The organism is Reella acinonychis (genome assembly GCF_052828705.1).
The window spans coordinates 1,353,471-1,374,107 of the sequence record NZ_CM128256.1; the positions used below are offsets into that span (position 1 = coordinate 1,353,471).

Genomic DNA, 20,637 nt, shown 5'->3' on the forward strand with positions numbered 1-20,637 from the left:
TCAATATATGACGCAATAATACTAAATTAGTGTTATTGCGTTTTTTATGAGAAAAATAGGTTGCTATTTATTATATTGTATTGTAATTTATTTATTACATTGTGTAATAAATAATTTCCATTTTTTTACAAGGAAGCAATATGAACAAAGACAGTATCCATAACGTCCATATCGTAGGTGAAAAAGTCCTCATCACACCAGCAGAACTCAAACAAAAATTGCCATTACCACAAAATCTACGCAGCCAAATTGAAAATCATCGTCGTGATATTTCAAATATTATTCATAAAAAAGATCCGCGCTTATTAGTGGTTATCGGCCCTTGTTCTGTACATGATCCCATTGCTGCGTTGGATTATGCTAAACGATTAAAAGCCTTATCCGACGAGTTAAAAGATCAGCTGTATATCGTCATGCGTGTTTATTTTGAAAAACCAAGAACTACTGTGGGTTGGAAAGGGTTAATCAATGACCCGAAAATTGATGGGTCTTTTGATGTTGAACATGGATTACATATTGCTCGTCAATTATTGTTAGAGTTGGTTGAAATGGGATTACCACTGGCAACGGAAGCGCTTGATCCTATGACGCCACAATATTTAGCGGATTTATTTAGTTGGTCAGCAATTGGTGCGAGAACAACAGAATCACAAACGCATCGTGAATTAGCCTCAGGTTTGTCCATGGCGGTTGGTTTTAAAAATGGTACAGATGGCAGCTTAGATATTGCGATTAATGCGCTTAAGTCAGCTTCAGCTGGGCACAGTTTTATTGGAATTAACCAACAAGGTCAGGTTAACTTATTACATACAGAGGGTAATCCTGACGGTCATGTGATTTTGCGTGGTGGTAAAACCCCAAATTATGAAGCCGAATTTGTGAAACAATGCGAAGAGGCATTAGAAAAAGCAGGATTACCAAGCGCCATTATGATTGATTGCAGCCATGGTAATTCAAATAAAGATTATCGCCGTCAACCGTTGGTGGCAGAAAATGCATTACAACAAATTGTTGAAGGCAATAGTTCCATCATTGGCTTAATGCTTGAAAGTCATATTAATGCAGGCAATCAAAGCGCTGATCAGCCAGTTGCCAATATGCAATACGGTGTTTCTATTACGGACGCTTGTATTGATTGGCAAACAACGGATCAACTCTTACGCAGATTAGCGACAACATTAAAAACTCGCTAAAAATACACCGCGGTTTATAGGGCAGAGCAGATCTGCCCTGATTTATTGAGGAATTTTATGGAAGCATTAAAAGATATTCGGACGGAAATTGACCATGTGGATCGCACATTGTTGCAACTGATTGCCAAACGACTTGAATTGGTCAAAAAAGTAGGCGAAATAAAACATCAACATGGTTTACCTATTTATGTGCCCGAACGTGAAGCGGAAATGCTGGCAGCACGTCGTCAAGAGGCGGAAAAATTAGGCGTACCCGCCGATTTAATCGAAGATGTACTGCGTCGTTTAATGCGAGAATCCTACACCAGCGAAAATCATTTCGGTTTTAAAACGGTTAATCCAGCGATCAAAAAAATCGTGATTGTGGGTGGAAAAGGAAAGTTAGGCAGTTTATTTGCCCGTTTTCTCCGTTTATCAGGCTATGAAGTACAAAGTTTGGAATCGCAGGATTGGCAAAGTGCGGATAAAATTTTGGCAAATGCCGATGTGGTTATTGTTTGTGTGCCTATTGCTAAAACCATCGAAGTGATTGAAAAACTAGCGCCTTATTTAACTGAAAATATGCTGTTAACAGATTTAACTTCTGTTAAACGTCAACCATTAGAAAAAATGTTAGTAGTGCATAAAGGCGCGGTGTTAGGATTACACCCAATGTTTGGGCCTGATATTGCCAGTATGGCAAAACAAGTGGTGGTGCGTTGTGATGGACGCTATCCTGAACGCTACGAATGGTTATTGCAACAAATTGCTATTTGGGGGGCAAAAATTTATCAAGTTGAGGCGGCAGAACATGATCACAGCATGACTTATATCCAAGCCTTACGCCATTTTGCTACCTTTGCCAACGGATTACATTTATCCAAGCAACCTGTTAAACTTGCCAATTTGTTGGCCTTATCTTCGCCGATTTACCGCTTAGAATTGGCAATGATTGGGCGATTATTTGCACAGGATGCAGAGCTTTATGCCGACATTATTATGGATAAACCCGAAAATTTAACGGTCATCGAAAGCTTAAAACAAAGCTACGAACAAAGTCTTGCGTTTTTTGAGCAAAATGATAAATCAGGTTTCGTTGACACCTTCAACCAAGTAAAACAATGGTTTGGCGACTACTCGGAACAATTTATGAAAGAAAGCCGCCAATTATTGCAACAGGCCAATGATAATCGGCAACATGATTGATATTAAAAAATAGAAATAAAAAATGAGAGCTTATTAAGCTCTCATTTTTGTTAGATAGTACAGTTATTTCTTAATTTTTCAAAATACCAGAAGAACCTTCGGTATAGTCTTTTGGTTGATCTTCTTCATTTACTGCTGTCTCTGTTTTGGTAGAGGTCATAAAGTTTTGTAAAAACAAGCCTTTATTGGTTTCTGGTAGCAGTTGCTCAGAAGAAGCTGCCAAATGACGATAGAGTTTTTGGTAGTCTTGCGCTAAGGTTTTGAATAAATCGGCACTTTCAGAAAAATGTTTTTCCAATTGTTGTTTTTGCTCTTCAAGTGCTTGTTTGGCTTTTTGCAATTCATTTTCCGTCGCCGCTTGTTTCTTCACAGATCCTTTGGTTAAACGAATTAATAAATAACCAATCACGATACCAACGACTAACCCAATCCCTGCGGCTTGCCACATTTCAGTTGTCCAAGGTTGCATAAATCACTCCTGTTTATCAAGTTACAAAACAGTTTTATCATACCGAGAAAATGTGAATTTGTCTTGTTTCAATCCTGATTTATTTGAACTGGATCACAAGATTAATAAAAAAATTTTTATGCAAAATGGGGGAGTTGCAATGGAAAAAGTGCGGTGAAAATAAGGCATTTTTCTTTTTTTCTGATTTAACCATCTCTTTTTCATTAAATTTACATAAAATATTGAAAAAGTTGCACAAAAAACTCGCATTTTGTTATCTGTTTATGTATAATTTCGCGACCCTGTGAATGTAGTGGTTTTCCCGCCACGCATTGTTCGTCGAGATCACACTCGAAGGGGTGCTGATTAAGATCAATGGTTGTGTTCAGCAAATCAATTTATCGCTAGAACACTGGGTATTAATATTTAATATTGGTAATTAAATTAATGAAAACTTTTGTAGCAAAACCAGAAACAGTTAAACGTGACTGGTATGTAGTAGATGCGACAGGTAAAACTTTAGGTCGTTTAGCGACTGAATTAGCTCGTCGCCTTCGTGGTAAACATAAAGCTGAGTACACTCCGCACGTAGATACTGGTGATTACATCATCGTTATCAATGCAGATAAAGTAGCAGTAACTGGTCGTAAAGAAGACGACAAAATTTACTACTGGCACACTGGCTATGTAGGTGGTATTAAACAAGCGACTTTCAAAGAAATGATTGCGCGCCGTCCAGAAGCAGTGATTGAAATCGCGGTAAAAGGTATGTTGCCAAAAGGTCCATTAGGACGTGCAATGTTCCGTAAGTTAAAAGTGTATGCAGGTTCTCAACATGATCACGCAGCACAACAACCACAAGTTTTAGATATCTAATCACGGAGCAAGAAAATGACAGCAGCAAATCAAAATTACGGCACAGGTCGCCGCAAAAGCTCTTCAGCTCGTGTATTTATCAAACCGGGCAATGGTAACATCACCATTAACCAACGTTCTTTAGACGTATATTTCGGTCGTGAAACTTCACGTATGATCGTACGTCAACCATTAGAATTAGTTGAGTTAACTGATAAATTAGACCTTTACATCACTGTAACTGGTGGTGGTATTTCTGGTCAAGCGGGTGCAATCCGTCATGGTATCACTCGTGCATTAATGCAATACGACGAATCTTTACGTCCAGTATTACGTGCAGCAGGCTTCGTAACTCGCGATGCACGTCGTGTTGAACGTAAAAAAGTGGGTTTACACAAAGCACGTCGTCGTCCACAATACAGCAAACGTTAATTTTATATTCTCGTTTATGTTTACAATTGCAAGTCGAAAGGCTTGCAATTTTTTTATCTCTAAAACTTGTAATATTTACACCGCACTTTGTGGTAATTCTATTTTCAACTTATTGTTATATAGAGTATAATTCCACCAATTTTTAATCGTACTATATATATCGCAACAGACTATGAGTCAGTTTTTTTATATTCATCCCGAAAATCCGCAAGCTCGTTTAATTAATCAAGCCGTTGAAATCTTACGCAATGGTGGTGTGATTGTGTATCCCACAGATTCAGGCTATGCCTTGGGTTGTATGATTGGTGATAAGCACGCTATGGACCGAATTGTTGCCATTCGTCAGCTACCTGAGGATCATAATTTCACCTTAGTCTGCAGCGATTTATCGGAATTATCCCATTATGCAACGGTCAATAATGTGGCATATCGTTTAATTAAGAATAATACGCCAGGGCGTTATACCTTTATTTTAACGGCCACCAAAGAAGTGCCTCGTCGTTTGATGACGTCAAAGCGTAAAACCATTGGCTTGCGCGTGCCTGATAATCAAATCGCACTCGATTTATTGAAAGTGTTGGGTGAACCGATTTTATCCTGTTCTTTAATGTTGCCAAAAGAAGAGAATATTACACAGTCTGATCCTGAAGAAATTCGCGATTATTTAGAACGCCAAGTGGATTTAATTATTCATGGTGGCTATTTAGGGCAACAACCGACAACTGTTGTGGATCTCACCGAAGATACACCTCGTATTTTACGAGAAGGCAGTGGTGAAACTACACCCTTTATTTAATAAATGACGCTTGTGAAAGCGACAATATAAGGAATCTTTATGAAATTTCAAACAAAATCATCCTCATCAAAACTCAGCCAAAAACAACCGCGCTTTGCAGATAAAAACAAAGAAAAAGCAGCGTCTTTTGAGCGAAAACCGCTCCCAATGCGTAAACCAAAACCTGAAACTCTGGTAGAAAAGAAAGCAACGGTATCAGGAGAAAAATTACAAAAAGTCCTTGCTCGTGCGGGAAGAGGCTCTCGTCGTGAAATTGAAACGATTATTGCTGAAGGTAGAGTAAGTGTTGATGGTAAAATTGCTACATTAGGTGACCGCGTCACAGTACATTCAGGGCTTAAAATCCGTATTGATGGACATTTAATTAATTTGAATGCAGTACAAAAAGAAGTATGTCGTGTATTGATGTATTATAAACCTGAAGGCGAGCTTTGTACCCGCCATGATCCAGAAGGACGTGCAACAGTTTTTGATCGCTTACCTCGCTTAACAGGAGCGCGTTGGATTGCTGTTGGTCGTTTGGATATCAATACATCAGGTTTATTATTATTTACCACCGATGGTGAATTAGCCAACCGTTTAATGCATCCAAGTCAAGAAGTGGAACGTGAATATTCGGTTCGTGTATTTGGTCAAGTTGATGATGCGATGATTGCACGTTTACGTAAAGGCGTGCAATTAGAAGATGGCCCAGCGAATTTTAAAGAAATTAAAGCGATGGGTGGAACGGGATTAAACCAATGGTTTGATGTCACTTTAATGGAAGGACGTAACCGCGAAGTGCGTCGTTTATGGGAAAGCCAAGGTATCCAAGTGAGCCGCTTGATTCGTATCCGCTATGGTAATATTCAATTAATGAAATCATTACCACGCGGAGGCTGGCAAGAAATGGATCTACAAAGCGTGAATTATTTACGTGAATTAGTGGGTTTACCACCTGAAACAGAGACAAAATTAGATGTAACGCAAGTCAAACGTCGTCCTAAAACAAACCAAATTCGTAAAGCGGTAAAACGTTATGGCGAATTAAGCAAACGTTATAAAAATAACCGCGGTTAAAAAAGAGAAAGTTTATGAAGATTCAGCAATTACGCTATATCGTTGAAATTGTTAATCAAAATTTAAATGTTACCGAAGCGGCTGCAGCACTTTATACCTCGCAACCCGGTATCAGTAAACAAGTTCGTTTGCTAGAAGATGAATTAGGTTTAGAAATTTTTGAACGTAATGGTAAACATATTAAAGAGTTGACGCCAGCGGGCAAAAAAATAGTTGCGATTGCGCGTGAACTATTAGTCAAAACCCAAGCGATTAAAGCCATTGCGGATGAATATACCCAACCTAATCATGGAGTGTTGCGTATTGCTACCACAAATACGCAAGCACGCTATATGCTACCAGCGGTAATTGAGCGATTTTCTAAACAATACCCTCATGTGAGTTTGCATGTTCATCAAGGCTCGCCTAATCAATTATGTGATGCGCTTTTATCTGGCGAAGTGGATTTAGCCATTACGACGGAAGCGCCTTATTTATTTGATGATGTGATTTTATTACCTTGTTATTTATGGAATCGTTCTGTTATTGTTCGTAAGGATCATCCATTAGCTCAGGTGAAAAAATTGAAAATAGAAGAGCTAGGGCAATATCCACTAATTACTTATACCTTTGGTTTTACCGGTGTTTCGGACTTAGATCATGCGTTTAATAGCGCAGGCATTTTGCCTAACATAGTTTTTACCGCAACAGATGCGGATGTGATCAAAACCTATGTACGCCTTGGTTTAGGCGTAGGAATTGTGGCTTCTATGGCATACACCAGCGAAGACAGTGATTTGGTAGCGATTGATGCAAGTGATTTATTTAATTCAAGTATGGTGCAAATTGCATTTAAGCATAGCACTTTCCTGAGAAATTACATGTATGATTTTATTCAGTATTTTTCACCGCACTTAACTAGAAATGTTGTAGAACAAGCGGAGCAAGCGAAAGATAATAATGCGATTAAACGCCTATTTGATGGCATGACATTAGAAATGAAATAAATGATAAAAGAAAGGAGAACATAATGTTCTCCTTTTTGTTCTAGTATTAATTAGAAGTTTGCATTGCGTGGTGCACGAGGGAATGGAATCACATCACGAATGTTTTGAACACCTGTTACATACACAATTAAGCGCTCGAAACCTAAACCAAAACCTGAATGAGGCACTGTACCATAACGACGTAAATCACGATACCACCAGTAATCTTCAGGATTTAATCCCATTTCAACCATGCGTTTATCTAACACATCTAAACGCTCTTCACGTTGTGAACCACCGATGATTTCACCAATTCCAGGTGCTAAAACGTCCATTGCGGCAACAGTTTTACCATCATCATTTAAACGCATATAGAATGCTTTAATATCTTTCGGATAGTTTTTTACCACCACTGGCGATTTAAAATATTCTTCCGCTAAATAACGTTCATGTTCAGAAGATAAATCAATACCCCAAGATACTGGGAACTCAAAAGATTTGCCTGATTTTAATAAAATGTCGATAGCATCAGTATAATCAATTTGTGCGAAGTCAGAAGCAACAAATTTTTCTAAACGCGTAATCACCTCATTATCAACATGTTTCGCAAAGAATTCTAAATCATCACGACGTTCATCCAATACTGCGCGGAACACGTATTTCAACATATCTTCAGCTAATTTCGCATTATCATTTAAATCAGCAAATGCCATTTCTGGTTCCATCATCCAGAACTCAGCTAAGTGACGAGTAGTATTGGAGTTCTCTGCGCGGAATGTTGGTCCAAAGGTATATACTTTACTGATAGCACAAGCCAAAGTTTCAGCATTTAACTGACCAGATACGGTTAAAAATGCTTCGCGACCAAAGAAATCTTGAGAAAAATCCACCGCACCTTTGTCATCACGAGGTAAGTTTTCTAAATCTAATGTGGAAACGCGGAACATTTCGCCAGCACCTTCCGTATCTGACGCAGTAATAACAGGTGTTGCCACCCAGAAGAATCCTTGCTCATGGAAGAAACGATGAATAGCTTGTGCTAAACAATGGCGTACACGCGCAACCGCACCAATAATATTGGTACGAGGACGTAAGTGAGCTACTTCACGCAAATATTCAATAGTATGGCGTTTCGCTGCCATAGGGTAAGTATCTGGATCTTCAACCCAACCCACCACTTCAACGGATTGTGCTTGTAGTTCCACAGCTTGACCTTCGGCTGGCGATTCCACAACCACACCAGTTGCAATAACAGAACAGCCCGTAGTTAAGCGTAAAATTTCTTCGTTATAGTTAGCTAAATCATTATTTGCAATCACTTGAATTGGGGCAAAACAAGAACCGTCATAAACAGCTAAAAACGAAAGTCCTGCTTTAGAATCGCGACGAGTACGAATCCAACCGCGCACAGTGACAGTTTCACCAATGCCTACTTTTCCGTTAAGTACATCAGTGATAGAGGCAATTTTTGTCATTATTATCTCCAAAATAAAATTAGGTTACAAAGGCGCGTTTAGTTTACCTTAAGTTCAATGAATTACCAAAAAATCCAACGTATTTTTGTTAAAAAAATGATGTTTATCATTAAAAAATCAAGCTGTTATATCCTAGGGAAGAAATTAAGTAACGAAATTTTGTGATCACTGTCGAATTTTACGTTTTTAATGGTTGCAGAGAAGAAAAAAATATTTGATTATTTTCTTGGCACTATGAGAGAAGTTGGGCATAAGCCTATTCCTTTCCCTTATGGAATAATTGTAATTATAATTAGAGGTATCTTATGGAAGTTGGAGTTGTTAAATGGTTTAATAATGCGAAAGGTTTCGGATTTATTAATGCGGAGGGAAGTGATGTTGATATTTTCGCTCATTTTTCCGTAATTGAAATGGAAGGCTATCGCTCATTAAAAGCAGGGCAAAAAGTGAATTTCGAAGTTGTTCATGGCGAAAAAGGCTCTCATGCAACGAAAATTGTGCCAATTCTAGGCTAGTCAAAGAATTAAAAAAAGTGCGGTGAATTTCACCGCACTTTTTGTTTGTACTAAGTATCCGTTGTATGTTTCTATTTTATTTCATGTATATTGTTGCATTGATATTTCAATAACCTGTATTATTTGAAGCATTATAAATAATGCTATGGAGTTTATATGACAAGCCAACAACAACGAGCCGAACTGCACCGTCGCATTTGGCAGATTGCGAACGATGTACGTGGATCGGTAGACGGTTGGGATTTTAAACAATATGTGTTAGGCACACTGTTTTACCGTTTTATTAGTGAGCATTTTATCGCTCATATGGAAAGGGGAGATAGCAGTCTAAACTATGCAAGTTTTTCCGATAATGATCCTCGTTTAAGTTTAGAGTTAAAAAACGATATTATTAAAGAAAAAGGCTATTTTATTTATCCTAGCCAACTATTTGAAAATGTGGTGAAAACAGCCCACAGCAATGAAAGTTTAAACACCGATTTAGCCATCATCTTCCAATCAATTGAAAATTCTGCACAAGGTTTTGATTCCGAACACGATATCAAAGGTTTGTTTGCCGATTTCGACACCACATCGAATCGTTTGGGCAATACCGTTGCCGATAAAAACCGCCGTTTGGCTGCCGTTTTAAAAGGCGTGTCAGAATTGGATTTCGGTGATTTTTCGGATAATGAAATCGATTTGTTCGGCGATGCTTATGAATTTTTGATTTCCAATTACGCTGCCAATGCAGGCAAATCGGGTGGCGAATTTTTCACACCGCAAAATGTGTCCAAACTGATTGCCAAGCTTGCCCTACACGGACAAAGCACCGTCAATAAAATCTACGATCCTGCTTGCGGCTCCGGTTCGTTGTTGTTGCAAGCAAAAAAACAATTTGACGACCATATTATCGAAGAAGGCTTTTTCGGACAGGAAATCAACCACACCACCTATAACCTCGCTCGGATGAATATGTTTTTGCATAACATCAACTACGATAAATTCGATATCGAGCTGGGCGACACCTTAACCGACCCGAAACTCAAAAACGACAAACCTTTTGATGCGATTGTGTCTAATCCGCCGTATTCCATAAAATGGATTGGCTCAGACGACCCCACCTTAATCAATGACGACCGTTTTGCCCCCGCAGGCGTGCTGGCACCGAAATCCAAAGCCGATTTTGCCTTTATTTTGCACGCGTTAAATTACTTATCGGCAAAAGGACGGGCGGCGATTGTTACCTTCCCGGGCATTTTCTACCGTGGTGGTGCCGAGCATAAAATCCGTCAATATCTAGTGGACAACAACTATGTCGAAACCGTGATTGCCCTTGCTCCCAATCTGTTTTTCGGCACCAGTATCGCTACCAATATTTTGGTGCTCTCAAAATCCAAAACAGACAGCAAAACCCAGTTTATCGATGCCAGTAGCTTTTTCAAAAAAGAAACCAATAATAATGTGCTGACCGATGAACATATCGGCGAGATTCTCAAACTGTTTGCTGATAAAACTGATGTGGAACACATCGCTAAATCGGTGGATTATCAAGCTATTGCCGATAATGACTACAATTTGGCGGTCAGCTCCTATGTGGAAGCCAAAGACACTCGCGAAGTCATCGATATTGCCGTATTAAATCAGGACATCCGCGAGACTGTCGCCAAAATTGACTGCTTGCGTGGCGAGATTGATGAGATTGTGATGGAGATTGAGGGGAATAAAAATGAGTGAATTAACAATATCTTTAGTTGCTAGAAATAATGTACTAAACAATCATTATGCTATCAGTAAGCTAGAAGAGCATTTGCAATTAGGTGGATTGCAATTTGAAAATGAAACCGTCTTTACCAAAGCACAAGTTGCTGAAATTTTAGAGGTTACAGAAAGAACTATTGATAATTATTTAGCAGCAAACGGAGAAGAATTGGCTAGAAATGGCTATCGTATTATCAAAGGCAAAGCCTTGAAAATATTGAAGTCAGTCTATGTCGACGAAACAGATTTCGTCGACATCAACATCAGAGCTCCCTCTTTAGGCATCTTTAGCTTTCGTGCAGTTTTAAATCTTGCCATGCTGGTTACCGAAAGCGAACGAGCCCGATTCATCCGCAGCAAAATGCTGGATATGGTGATGGATGTAATTAACCAAAAAGCTGGTGGCTCAACCAAATACATCAATCAACGAGATGAAAACTACCTCTTATCCGCCTATACAGAAGAGAGCTATCGCAAGCTATTTACTGACGCTTTAAGGGATTATCTGGAAATGGGTAATCACAAATACGGCATTTATACCGATAAAATTTACCAAGCTGTTTTTCGAGAGAAAGCCAAAGAATACAAACAAATTCTCAAATTAAGCGAAAAAGATAAAGCCAGAGATACCATGTATGCAGAGGTTCTTACTGCCATCGCCAGTTTTGAAAGCGGTTTGGCAGCTCAAATGAAAAACTTATCTGAAAAATTAGGTAGAAAGCTATTTCCAAAAGAATTGGATGACTTAATTTCCCAAGCCGAAGAAAACCCTTTTATGCAACCTTTTATCCTTGATGCAAGAATCAAAATGTCCAGCCGAGATCTATGTTTTAGAGATGCACTGCATCATAAATTAGAACAATACATTCAAGCTGTTCCACAAGGTGATTTTGACAAGTTTCTAGGTGAAAAAAGTCGTTCTCTTCAAGAACAATTGTCTGATCCTGAAACTTTAGCTGTATTAAAACGCTTGAAGGATAGATAAATGAATATTGAAGTTTTATATTTTGATGCTACACACGCCATACAAACACATGATTGGATTATTGAACAATCTGGTGGTTTATCTGGTGTGTATCCTGAAGGCTATGGGAAAATAGAAAGTGTATTAGAGCATATTCGAAATGATGATTATTATCCACATTTTGAAGATAAGTTAACTCACATTGTGTATTCGATTAACAAATTACATGCATTTTGTGATGGAAATAAGCGTTCAAGTTTGGTTTTAGGTGCTTATTTCTTGGAATTAAATGGATATGATTATTGTGTTAGAAGATTTGTTTCAGAAATGGAAAATATTGTGGTTTGGTTGGCTAAAGGTAAAATTTCTAAAGAACTTCTATATAAATTGATCAATTCCATTATTAATAATGAAGATGATTATTCTGAAGAATTAAAATATGAACTGATTTGCTCAATCCAAAACTAAGAACACAAAACTTAATAATAGAGAAATATTAAGGCCAAAGTTATGACAACCACCCCCATCACCGAAACCAACAACTTTATCATCCTAGACAAATACACGCCGATCGAGCAGGTGCGTAATTATCAAACGGAAGCCGATTTGGAGCGGGAATTTATTGCCGATTTGCAAGCTCAAGGTTATGAATATCGCACGGATTTGTGCAGCCAAACGGCGTTGCTTGCCAATGTGCGTGAGCAGTTGCAGATGTTGAATAATACCCAGTTCAGTGATGCCGAATGGGGGCGGTTTGTGGCGGAGTATTTGGACAAGCCGTCTGAAAATCTGATCGATAAAACTCGAAAAGTCCACGATGATTATATTTATGATTTCGTGTTTGATAACGGGCGGATTCAAAATATCTATTTGTTCGACAAGAAAAATCCCAACCGAAACAAATTGCAAGTCATCAACCAATTTGAGCAAACAGGCAGCTATGCCAACCGCTATGATGTAACCGTTTTGATCAACGGCTTGCCGATGGTGCAAATCGAGCTGAAAAAACGCGGTGTCGCCATTCGTGAAGCGTTTAACCAAGTGCATCGTTACAGCAAAGAAAGCTTTAACAGCGACAATTCTTTATTCAAATATCTGCAAATTTTCGTGATTTCCAACGGCACAGACACCCGCTATTTTGCCAACACCACCAAACGCGATAAAAACAGCTATGATTTCACGATGAATTGGGCAAAATCGGACAACAGCCTGATTAAAGACTTAAAAGACTTCACCGCCACCTTCTTCCAAAAACGCACGCTGCTGGATGTTTTGCTCAAATATTCGGTGTTTGACGTGAGCGATACCCTGCTGATTATGCGTCCGTATCAAATCGCCGCAGCAGAGCGGATTTTATGGCGGATCAATATTGCCTATCAAAATAAAAAATGGAGCGAATTATCCAGCGGTGGCTATATTTGGCACACCACAGGATCGGGCAAAACCTTAAGTAGTTTTAAAGCCGCCCGTTTGGCGACGGATTTGCCATTTGTGGAAAAAGTCTTTTTTGTGGTAGATAGAAAAGATTTGGACTACCAAACGATGAAAGAATATCAGCGATTTTCGCCCGACAGCGTGAATGGTTCGGAAAGCACCGCAGGGCTGAAACGCAATATCGAAAAAGACGACAACAAAATCATCGTCACCACCATTCAAAAATTAAACAACTTGATGAAATCCGAAGATAAATTGCCGATTTATCAAGAAAATGTGGTGTTTATTTTTGATGAATGTCACCGCTCGCAGTTTGGTGAAGCACAAAAAAATCTGAAAAAGAAATTCAAAAAATTCAGTCAATTCGGTTTCACTGGCACGCCAATTTTTGAAGAAAATTCGGTGGACGGCGGCACCACTGCCGAAGTATTTGGCGATTTGCTACATTCCTATGTGATTACCGATGCCATTCGTGATGAAAAAGTGCTTAAATTTAAAGTGGATTACAACGATGTCCGCCCACAATTCCGAGATGCTGAAACAGAGCAAAATCTCGAAAAATTAACCGCACTTGAAACCCGCCAAGCCCTTTTGCATCCAGAGCGTTTGCGGGAAATTGCTCAATATATCCTTTGCAATTTTAAACAAAAAACGCACCGCTTGAATGTGGGCAACAAAGGGTTTAATGCGATGTTTGCCGTTAGCAGTATTGAAGCGGCGAAGCTGTATTATCAAACCTTTAAAGAGCTACAAAGTACGGTAGAAAATCCGTTAAAAATCGCCACCATTTTCTCTTTTGCCGCCAATGAAGAACAAAATGCCGTGGGCGAGATTAGTGATGAAACCTTTGAACCGACGGCGATGAATAGCTCGTCAAAAGAGTTTCTGCAGACGGCAATGGACGACTACAATGATTATTTTAAAACCAATTACCGTTTAGATAGCCAAGGTTTCCAAAATTATTACCGCGATCTTGCCAAACGAGTCAAAGATCAGCAGATTGATTTATTGATTGTAGTGGGCATGTTCTTAACAGGCTTTGACGCACCGACACTCAACACCTTATTTGTGGATAAAAACCTGCGTTATCACGGCTTAATTCAAGCTTATTCACGCACCAACCGCATTTATAACGCCACCAAAACCTTCGGCAATATCGTCACTTTCCGAGATTTAGAGCAAGCGACGATTGACGCGATTTCACTCTTTGGTAAAACCAATGCTCAAGGGGAAGAAAAAGCCCCTACTATTGTGTTAGAACGCAGTTATAAAGACTATATGTATGGTTATGTAGATGCCAAAGGGCAGCAGTGTCGTGGCTATTTAGACGTGGTAAAAGAGCTGCAAACCCGTTTCCCTGATCCTGCAGCGATCACAACTGAAAACGATAAAAAAGCCTTTGTGAAATTATTTGGCGAATACCTGCGTTTAGATAATGTGCTACAAAATTATGATGAATATGTGGAATTTAAACAACAAAACACCGCTGAAAATGTGCTAAAAGAACCCGAAGGCAGCTATTTAACGCCAAATGCTCCGCTTTCAGCACATCAAGAGCAGGATTATCGTTCAACCTATCACGATATTCGTGATTGGTTATACCGCCAAACCCAAAGTGATCAGCCAACACAAAGCAGCATTGATTGGAATGATGTGGTGTTTGAAGTGGATTTGCTTAAATCCCAAGAAATCAACTTAGATTACATCTTAGAACTGATTTTCGAGAAAAATAAAAAAACGGATAACAAGCAAGCCTTGATTGATGACATTCGCACCACCATTCGAGCCAGCCTTGGCAACCGAGCCAAAGAAAGTTTGATTGTGGACTTCATCGAACAAACCGATTTAACCCAGTTTGAGCATAAAGCCGATGTGATTGACGCGTTTTTTGCCTTCGCCCAAGCCGAATTGCAAAAAGAAGCGGAAGCCTTAATTCTTGATGAAAATCTGAATGATGCCGCCGCCAAACGCTATTTAACCACCTCGCTCAAACGTGAATACGCCAGCGAAAACGGCACAGAGCTAAACGAAATGCTGCCGAAAATCAGCCCGCTCAGCCCGAAATACCTTGGCTTAAAACAACGGGTGTTTGAAAAAGTGTCGGCATTTGTCGAAAAATTCAAACAAATCGGCGGAAAATTAAATTAACAGTCAGACACAACGGGTCAAAAAATACTAATTTTTTGCAAATACATCAGTAGGATGGGCTTCAGCCCATCAGAAAATGATTAACCGATAGAATGTAGGATGGGCTTTAGCCCATCAAAAAAACAATTATTCGAATTGATGGGCTAAAGCCCATCCTACCAAATACGAAAAAATGAGATAACAATGAACGTAAATAATATCTTACAACTGATTGAACAAGCCGAAGTGGAGTGGAAGCCTTTGGGGGAAGTAGCTGAGCTAGAAAGGGGAAAAACAATCACAGCTAAAAGTGCAACTGTAGGAAACATTCCCGTAATCAGCGGTGGGCAAAAACCTGCATATTTTACAGGCGATTTCAACAGAAATGGAGAAATAATTACCGTAGCAGGCAGTGGGGCTTATGCAGGTTTCGTAATGTATTGGAATGAACCGATTTTTGTCAGCGATGCTTTTTCGGTTAAACCAAATGAAAACTTATTATTAACAAAATATGTTTATCATTTTTTGTTAAGCAATCAAATGAAAATTTTTGGAATGAAAAAAGGTTCAGGTGTGCCACACGTTTATCCTAAAGATGTAGCAACGTTACAAATCCCAATCCCCCCAATTTCCCTACAAAAAGAAATTGTAAAAATACTTGACAAATTAACCGAGCTGAAAGCTACGCTGAAAGCTGAATTATCCCTGCGTGAAAAACAATATCAGTATTATCGCGATTTGCTCTTGACGTTTGAAAATGGTGAGTTAGGCTCTCTGGCGACAGCGAGCGACAGCGAGCGACAGCGGAGAGCGGTAGTTGTATGGAAAACATTGGGTGAAGTTGCGGAAAGAATTTACTCTGGCGGAACACCGAAAACAGATATTTCCCAGTATTGGGAAAATGGTGATATTCCTTGGATGAGTTCTGGGGAAGTGAATTTGGGAACAGTATATGCAACAGAGAAATTTATAACAGAATTGGGCTTAAAAAATTCTAATGCAAAATTTGTACCTAAAAATTCGGTGGTTATTGCATTGGCAGGGCAAGGGAAAACACGTGGAAAAGTTGCGAGAATTAGACTTGATTTAACAACCAACCAATCTTTGGCGGCAATCGTTTTTGATGAACAAAAAATCAACCCTGATTATGTTTTCCATTTTTTAAATACACAATATGAAAATTTAAGACAAATTTCATCGGGCAATGGAACTCGTGGGGGATTAAATTTGCAGATGATTTCCAGTTATAAAATCCCCATCCCACCCCTTGAAACCCAAGCCAAAATCGTAGAGATCTTGGATAAATTCGACACGCTCACCCAATCCATCAGCGACGGCTTGCCGCGTGAAATCGAATTACGGGAGAAACAATATCAATATTATCGGGAGAAATTATTAAATTTCCCACAATAAAGCGATTACGAAAAAAGTGCGGTGAATTTCACCGCACTTTTTGTTTACTGAACTAATGAAAAACCACCTTCTAATAAAGGTGGTTTTTGACTTAACTTTTTTGAATAGCAATTTCCCACATGCCGTCGCCGACTTGGGCAAAATGAGTAACAGGATAATTGTTTTCCGCTGCCCAGCGTGGTAGGTTTTCTGTTGCTTCTGCACAAGTGAACTGGATTAGCAGTTCATCGCCAACGTCGAGTTCAACAATTTTCTTTTTTGCTTCCATTAGTGGAAAAGGGCAAAGATGACCATTTGTATCAAGAATGTAACGCATAATTTCTCCTTTGTAATTAATGTCGATTTGGACGAACATACATAAAGTAGCTCATAATCCAAGTACCAAAAATAATGAACAATAATGATAACCAGCCTTTTGTGCTCATCACAGCGGTTGCAGTCAAGCCATTGCCGATAGTACAACCGCCAGCTAATGACGCACCAACACCCATTAATAAGCCGCCAATAACGCTGTTTCTTAATGTTCTTAAATCAGGCATTCGCCATTTGAATTCATGGCTGCCTTTGGCGGCGATATAAGCACCAAACATAATGCCGAGTACTAAAAATACGCCCCAATTGATTTTTTTTTCATCGCCAGTAACTAAAAAGCTAATAATATTCGCGGAAGGCCCGGTAATGCCTAAGCCTGCAGTTTTACCGTTCATGCTATTTGCCACCCAAGCAGCAAAAGCTAATAAACCGATAAAAATAGCAGCGACGAAAGGATGATAGCGTTTTTCAAATAGATAATGACGCAATCCAGTATAGCGTGGAGGCAATGTGGCGACTTTAAGTTGAGGTTTGCTTAAGGTTTTATACACTAAGAATAACGTGATAACCGTAAGTAATCCAACTAGCCACCAAACAGAAATCCCTAAACTTGCCGCTAAATTATCATTGATTTTAACGTACTGTCCCATGGATTTTTGTATTGGATTTAACGCGCCTAAGCGCATCATTGCTGCGCTGATCATGTACATAATCAATGCGACCCAGCTACTAATTAGACCTTCTCCCGCGTGATACCATGTACCAGTTGCACAACCGCTGGCAAGGACGATACTCATGCCAAAGATGATGGAACCGATAATGATGGATACAACGGAAAAATCTTTGTAAGGTGAACCTATATAGCCTAATTCCATCAAACTAATCACACCGATACTTTGCACACAAATGGCGATAAGTAAGGCGTAGAACATGCGATTATTTTTCGCAATATACATATCGCGGAAACCACCAGTAAGGCAAAAACGGGAACGTTGAAAGACAAAGCCAAGTAGGCTACCAATAAGAAATGCAGATAGAAATGACCAAAACATAACTAAACCTTAGTATAATGTAATGAAAAATGGAGTTTTAAAATAAAAATTTTTTCTATTTCTGTCAATCTTGATTTTTTATTTTTGTGACAAAAATCAAATATCTAAAAAAAGTGCGGTGAATTTCACCGCACTTTTTAGCTGATTTCTTTAAATTGAATGAGTTGTTGTTCGGAAAATGCTTCGTCTTCATCAAAAATTGGTGAGGTAATTTCTTCTTTATCGAAAGCAATGTCGCCCTGAATGCCATCTAATGTTTGTCCTTTCTTAATCCCTTTAAAATCAAAGAGTTTTGGATCACATAAATGCGAAGGCACGATATCTTGCATAGCGCTAAACATGGTTTCTAATCGCCCTGGATATTGGCGATCCCAAGTGTTAAGCATTTCTTTCACCACTTGACGCTGTAAGTTGGGTTGAGATCCACAAAGATTACAAGGAATAATCGGGAATTGTTTGGCAATCGCATATTTTTCAATATCTTTTTCTTTACAGTAAGCCAAAGGGCGAATTACGATTTGTTTGCCATCATCACTAATGAGCTTAGGTGGCATGGATTTTAATTTGCCACCGTAAAACATATTTAAAAATAGAGTGGCAAGCATATCATCACGATGATGTCCCAATGCAATTTTGGTTGCGCCTAATTCCGTTGCGGTACGGTATAAAATGCCTCGGCGTAAACGAGAGCAGAGCGAACAAGTGGTTTTGCCCTCAGGGATTTTTTCTTTCACAATGCCGTAGGTGTTTTCTTCTACAATCTTGTATTCCACCCCGATACTTTGTAAATATTCAGGCAATACATGTTCTGGGAAACCCGGCTGTTTTTGGTCTAAATTCACCGCCACAATATCAAAATGCACAGGCGCATTTAGTTTTAAATTTAAGAGAATATCTAATAAGGTGTAGCTATCTTTGCCGCCAGAAAGGCAGACCATGACTTTATCGCCTTCTTCAATCATATTGAAATCTGCAATGGCATTGCCAACATTGCGGCGTAGGCGTTTTTGTAGTTTATTAAAATTATAGGTTTGTTTTTTTTCTTGATTCTGATCGTTCATATTCATTGCTATCTTCAGATTTTGTTAACTTGCGTATAGTAAGGCGTAATGAAAAAATTTCAATAAAAAGATAGGGATTTTTATTTTAAACAACGATGACAAATGTCTTTCATTTATTCAAATCTTACAAAAAAGAGAAAGATCCTGTATAATTTCGCCTAATTTTGTATCTATTTTCTGTGTTGTGAGAAATTTTCATGTTAGAAACATCACAAACCATTCCTGAATTGGTTTCTTGGGCAAAAGAGCGCGAGTTTTCGTTAAATTTAAATACAGAGCGTTTGTCTTTTTTGCTCGCCATTGCCTTATATAACAATGAACAAATTGATGGCGAAATGCAAGAAAGTGATTTAGTCGATATTTTCCGTCGTGTTTCAACGGAATTTGAACTTTCTGATAACGTGGCGACGCGTGCCAATAACGCCATTAATGATTTAGTGAAACAACGTTTCCTCAATCGTTTTAGTAGCGAATTTACTGATGGTCTTTCTATTTACCGTTTAACACCGCTGGGTGTTGGTGTATCCGATTATTATATCCGCCAACGTGAGTTTTCTGCATTACGTCTTTCTGTTCAATTGGCCATTGTTGCCGATGAGATCCAACGTGCTTCTGAATCAGCGGAAGAGGGAATTGAAAAAAATGAAGATGAATACTTTTGGCGTCGTCAGGTATTCGCACCGTTAAAATATTCTGTGGCAGAAATTTTCGATAGCATTGATTTATCTCAACGCATCATGGATGAAAATCAACAAAGTATTAAAGAAGAAATCGCAGAATTATTAAGTAAAGATTGGCAAGCAGCTATTGCAAGTTGTGAACGTTTATTAGATGAAACTTCTGGCAATTTACGCGAATTACAAGACACTTTAAATGCTGCAGGCGATAAATTACAAGCACAGTTGCTGCGAATTCAAGATTGTGTGATCGGTCAGGATAATTTGTATTTTATTGATCAGCTGATTACCGATTTGCAAGCCAAATTAGACCGCATTATTAGCTGGGGGCAACAAGCCATTGATTTATGGATTGGTTATGACCGCCATGTGCATAAATTTATTCGTACAGCAATTGATTTAGATAAAAATCGAGTGTTTAGCCAACGATTACGTACCTCAATTCATCAGTATTTTGATCATCCTTGGTTCTTATGGACTGCTCAAGCTGAACGCTTAGTGGATTTACGCGATGAAGAATTAGTGTTGAATAGTGAAGACGCCTTAGGTGAATTGCCAGAAGAGTTGCAATATGAATCTTTGGCTGATTTACATGATCAAATTGTTGAACACATGCAGAATTTACTCATTGAATATCGTGAACATAATCGCCCAATTGATCTCAGCCTAGTGCTCAAAACACAATTGGAAAACTACCCATTATCAAAACATTTTGATGTTGCCCGCATTATCGTCGAACAGGCAGTGCGTTTAGGTTTAGCGAAAGATGATTTAAGCGGTATTTATCCTGATTGGAAAGCCATTAACCAACATGGTGCAGAAGTGCAAGCGCATATTATTGATGAATACGCATAATCCGTAAAACTTGTGATTTTTTTCACCGCACTTTTGTTATTTTTACAGACAAATTTCTTAATTGAATAAAGAGAAAACA

General features: G+C 38.8%; 19 protein-coding genes. 14 read left to right on the plus strand and 5 right to left on the minus strand.

Annotated elements, in window-relative coordinates; genetic code table 11:
• The first annotated feature begins 140 nt into the window (after positions 1–140).
• Complete coding sequence (locus ACUXZ4_RS06810) at positions 141–1,193, plus strand: 3-deoxy-7-phosphoheptulonate synthase (RefSeq protein WP_464972463.1); 1,053 nt, start codon at positions 141–143, stop codon at positions 1,191–1,193.
• Positions 1,194–1,250: 57 nt separating this feature from the next.
• The gene (gene tyrA, locus ACUXZ4_RS06815) at positions 1,251–2,378 is read left to right on the plus strand and encodes a bifunctional chorismate mutase/prephenate dehydrogenase (protein WP_464972464.1); all 1,128 of its coding nucleotides are present in this window, start codon (positions 1,251–1,253) and stop codon (positions 2,376–2,378) included.
• A 70-nt stretch (positions 2,379–2,448) separates the two neighbouring features.
• Here tyrA and ACUXZ4_RS06820 read toward each other — a convergent pair whose 3' ends face one another.
• Complete coding sequence (locus ACUXZ4_RS06820) at positions 2,449–2,847, minus strand: Z-ring associated ZapG family protein (RefSeq protein ID WP_464972465.1); 399 nt, start codon at positions 2,845–2,847, stop codon at positions 2,449–2,451.
• 426 nt (positions 2,848–3,273) lie between these two features.
• Between ACUXZ4_RS06820 and rplM the strand changes: the two genes are divergently transcribed.
• From rplM to cysB, 5 genes are all read left to right on the plus strand, one after another.
• Positions 3,274–3,702, plus strand: a complete 429-nt coding sequence (rplM, locus tag ACUXZ4_RS06825; protein ID WP_464972466.1) for a 50S ribosomal protein L13 — start codon at positions 3,274–3,276, stop codon at positions 3,700–3,702.
• Between the two features lie 15 nt (positions 3,703–3,717).
• Entirely contained in the window at positions 3,718–4,113 is a 396-nt protein-coding gene (gene rpsI / locus ACUXZ4_RS06830; RefSeq protein ID WP_464972467.1) for a 30S ribosomal protein S9, read from the plus strand.
• Between the two features lie 172 nt (positions 4,114–4,285).
• Positions 4,286–4,909: an L-threonylcarbamoyladenylate synthase gene (locus ACUXZ4_RS06835; protein ID WP_464972468.1), complete on the plus strand. Its 624-nt coding sequence runs from the start codon at positions 4,286–4,288 to the stop codon at positions 4,907–4,909.
• A gap of 39 nt (positions 4,910–4,948) precedes the next feature.
• A complete protein-coding gene (gene rluB / locus ACUXZ4_RS06840) occupies positions 4,949–5,968 on the plus strand; it encodes a 23S rRNA pseudouridine(2605) synthase RluB (RefSeq protein WP_464972469.1) in 1,020 nt (339 codons plus the stop codon).
• Between the two features lie 14 nt (positions 5,969–5,982).
• Positions 5,983–6,954 (plus strand): HTH-type transcriptional regulator CysB, encoded by a 972-nt coding sequence (cysB, locus tag ACUXZ4_RS06845; protein WP_464972470.1) that lies wholly within the window; start codon positions 5,983–5,985, stop codon positions 6,952–6,954.
• A 50-nt stretch (positions 6,955–7,004) separates the two neighbouring features.
• Here the strand turns inward: cysB and asnS are convergent, their stop codons facing one another.
• Positions 7,005–8,408 carry an asparagine--tRNA ligase gene (asnS, locus tag ACUXZ4_RS06850; protein ID WP_464972471.1) on the minus strand — a complete coding sequence of 468 codons (1,404 nt, stop codon included), beginning with the start codon at positions 8,406–8,408 and terminating at the stop codon, positions 7,005–7,007.
• 305 nt (positions 8,409–8,713) lie between these two features.
• On the opposite strand from asnS, the gene cspD reads away from it, so the two are divergent.
• The 6 genes from cspD (at position 8,714) to ACUXZ4_RS06880 (ending at position 16,601) form a co-directional block, all read left to right on the plus strand.
• Positions 8,714–8,923 carry a cold shock domain-containing protein CspD gene (gene cspD / locus ACUXZ4_RS06855; protein ID WP_464972472.1) on the plus strand — a complete coding sequence of 70 codons (210 nt, stop codon included), beginning with the start codon at positions 8,714–8,716 and terminating at the stop codon, positions 8,921–8,923.
• Positions 8,924–9,079: 156 nt separating this feature from the next.
• On the plus strand, positions 9,080–10,639 hold the full coding sequence (locus ACUXZ4_RS06860; protein ID WP_464972473.1) for a type I restriction-modification system subunit M: 1,560 nt from the start codon (positions 9,080–9,082) through the stop codon (positions 10,637–10,639).
• On the plus strand, positions 10,632–11,648 hold the full coding sequence (locus ACUXZ4_RS06865) for a DNA-binding protein (RefSeq protein WP_464972474.1): 1,017 nt from the start codon (positions 10,632–10,634) through the stop codon (positions 11,646–11,648). The genes ACUXZ4_RS06860 and ACUXZ4_RS06865 overlap by 8 nt, the downstream gene beginning before the upstream one ends.
• Positions 11,649–12,095: a type II toxin-antitoxin system death-on-curing family toxin gene (locus ACUXZ4_RS06870; protein ID WP_464972475.1), complete on the plus strand. Its 447-nt coding sequence runs from the start codon at positions 11,649–11,651 to the stop codon at positions 12,093–12,095.
• Positions 12,096–12,137: 42 nt separating this feature from the next.
• Positions 12,138–15,209, plus strand: a complete 3,072-nt coding sequence (locus ACUXZ4_RS06875; protein ID WP_464972476.1) for a type I restriction endonuclease subunit R — start codon at positions 12,138–12,140, stop codon at positions 15,207–15,209.
• A 183-nt stretch (positions 15,210–15,392) separates the two neighbouring features.
• Positions 15,393–16,601 carry a restriction endonuclease subunit S gene (locus ACUXZ4_RS06880; protein WP_464972477.1) on the plus strand — a complete coding sequence of 403 codons (1,209 nt, stop codon included), beginning with the start codon at positions 15,393–15,395 and terminating at the stop codon, positions 16,599–16,601.
• Positions 16,602–16,692: 91 nt separating this feature from the next.
• On the opposite strand, the gene ACUXZ4_RS06885 is transcribed toward ACUXZ4_RS06880, so the two are convergent.
• From ACUXZ4_RS06885 to ttcA, 3 genes are all read right to left on the minus strand, one after another.
• On the minus strand, positions 16,693–16,917 hold the full coding sequence (locus tag ACUXZ4_RS06885; protein WP_464972478.1) for a sulfurtransferase TusA family protein: 225 nt from the start codon (positions 16,915–16,917) through the stop codon (positions 16,693–16,695).
• A gap of 16 nt (positions 16,918–16,933) precedes the next feature.
• On the minus strand, positions 16,934–17,965 hold the full coding sequence (locus ACUXZ4_RS06890) for a YeeE/YedE family protein (RefSeq protein WP_464972479.1): 1,032 nt from the start codon (positions 17,963–17,965) through the stop codon (positions 16,934–16,936).
• A 137-nt stretch (positions 17,966–18,102) separates the two neighbouring features.
• Entirely contained in the window at positions 18,103–19,026 is a 924-nt protein-coding gene (gene ttcA, locus ACUXZ4_RS06895) for a tRNA 2-thiocytidine(32) synthetase TtcA (protein ID WP_464972480.1), read from the minus strand.
• A 197-nt stretch (positions 19,027–19,223) separates the two neighbouring features.
• On the opposite strand from ttcA, the gene mukF reads away from it, so the two are divergent.
• Entirely contained in the window at positions 19,224–20,558 is a 1,335-nt protein-coding gene (gene mukF / locus ACUXZ4_RS06900; RefSeq protein WP_464972481.1) for a chromosome partition protein MukF, read from the plus strand.
• The last annotated feature ends 79 nt before the right edge of the window (positions 20,559–20,637 follow it).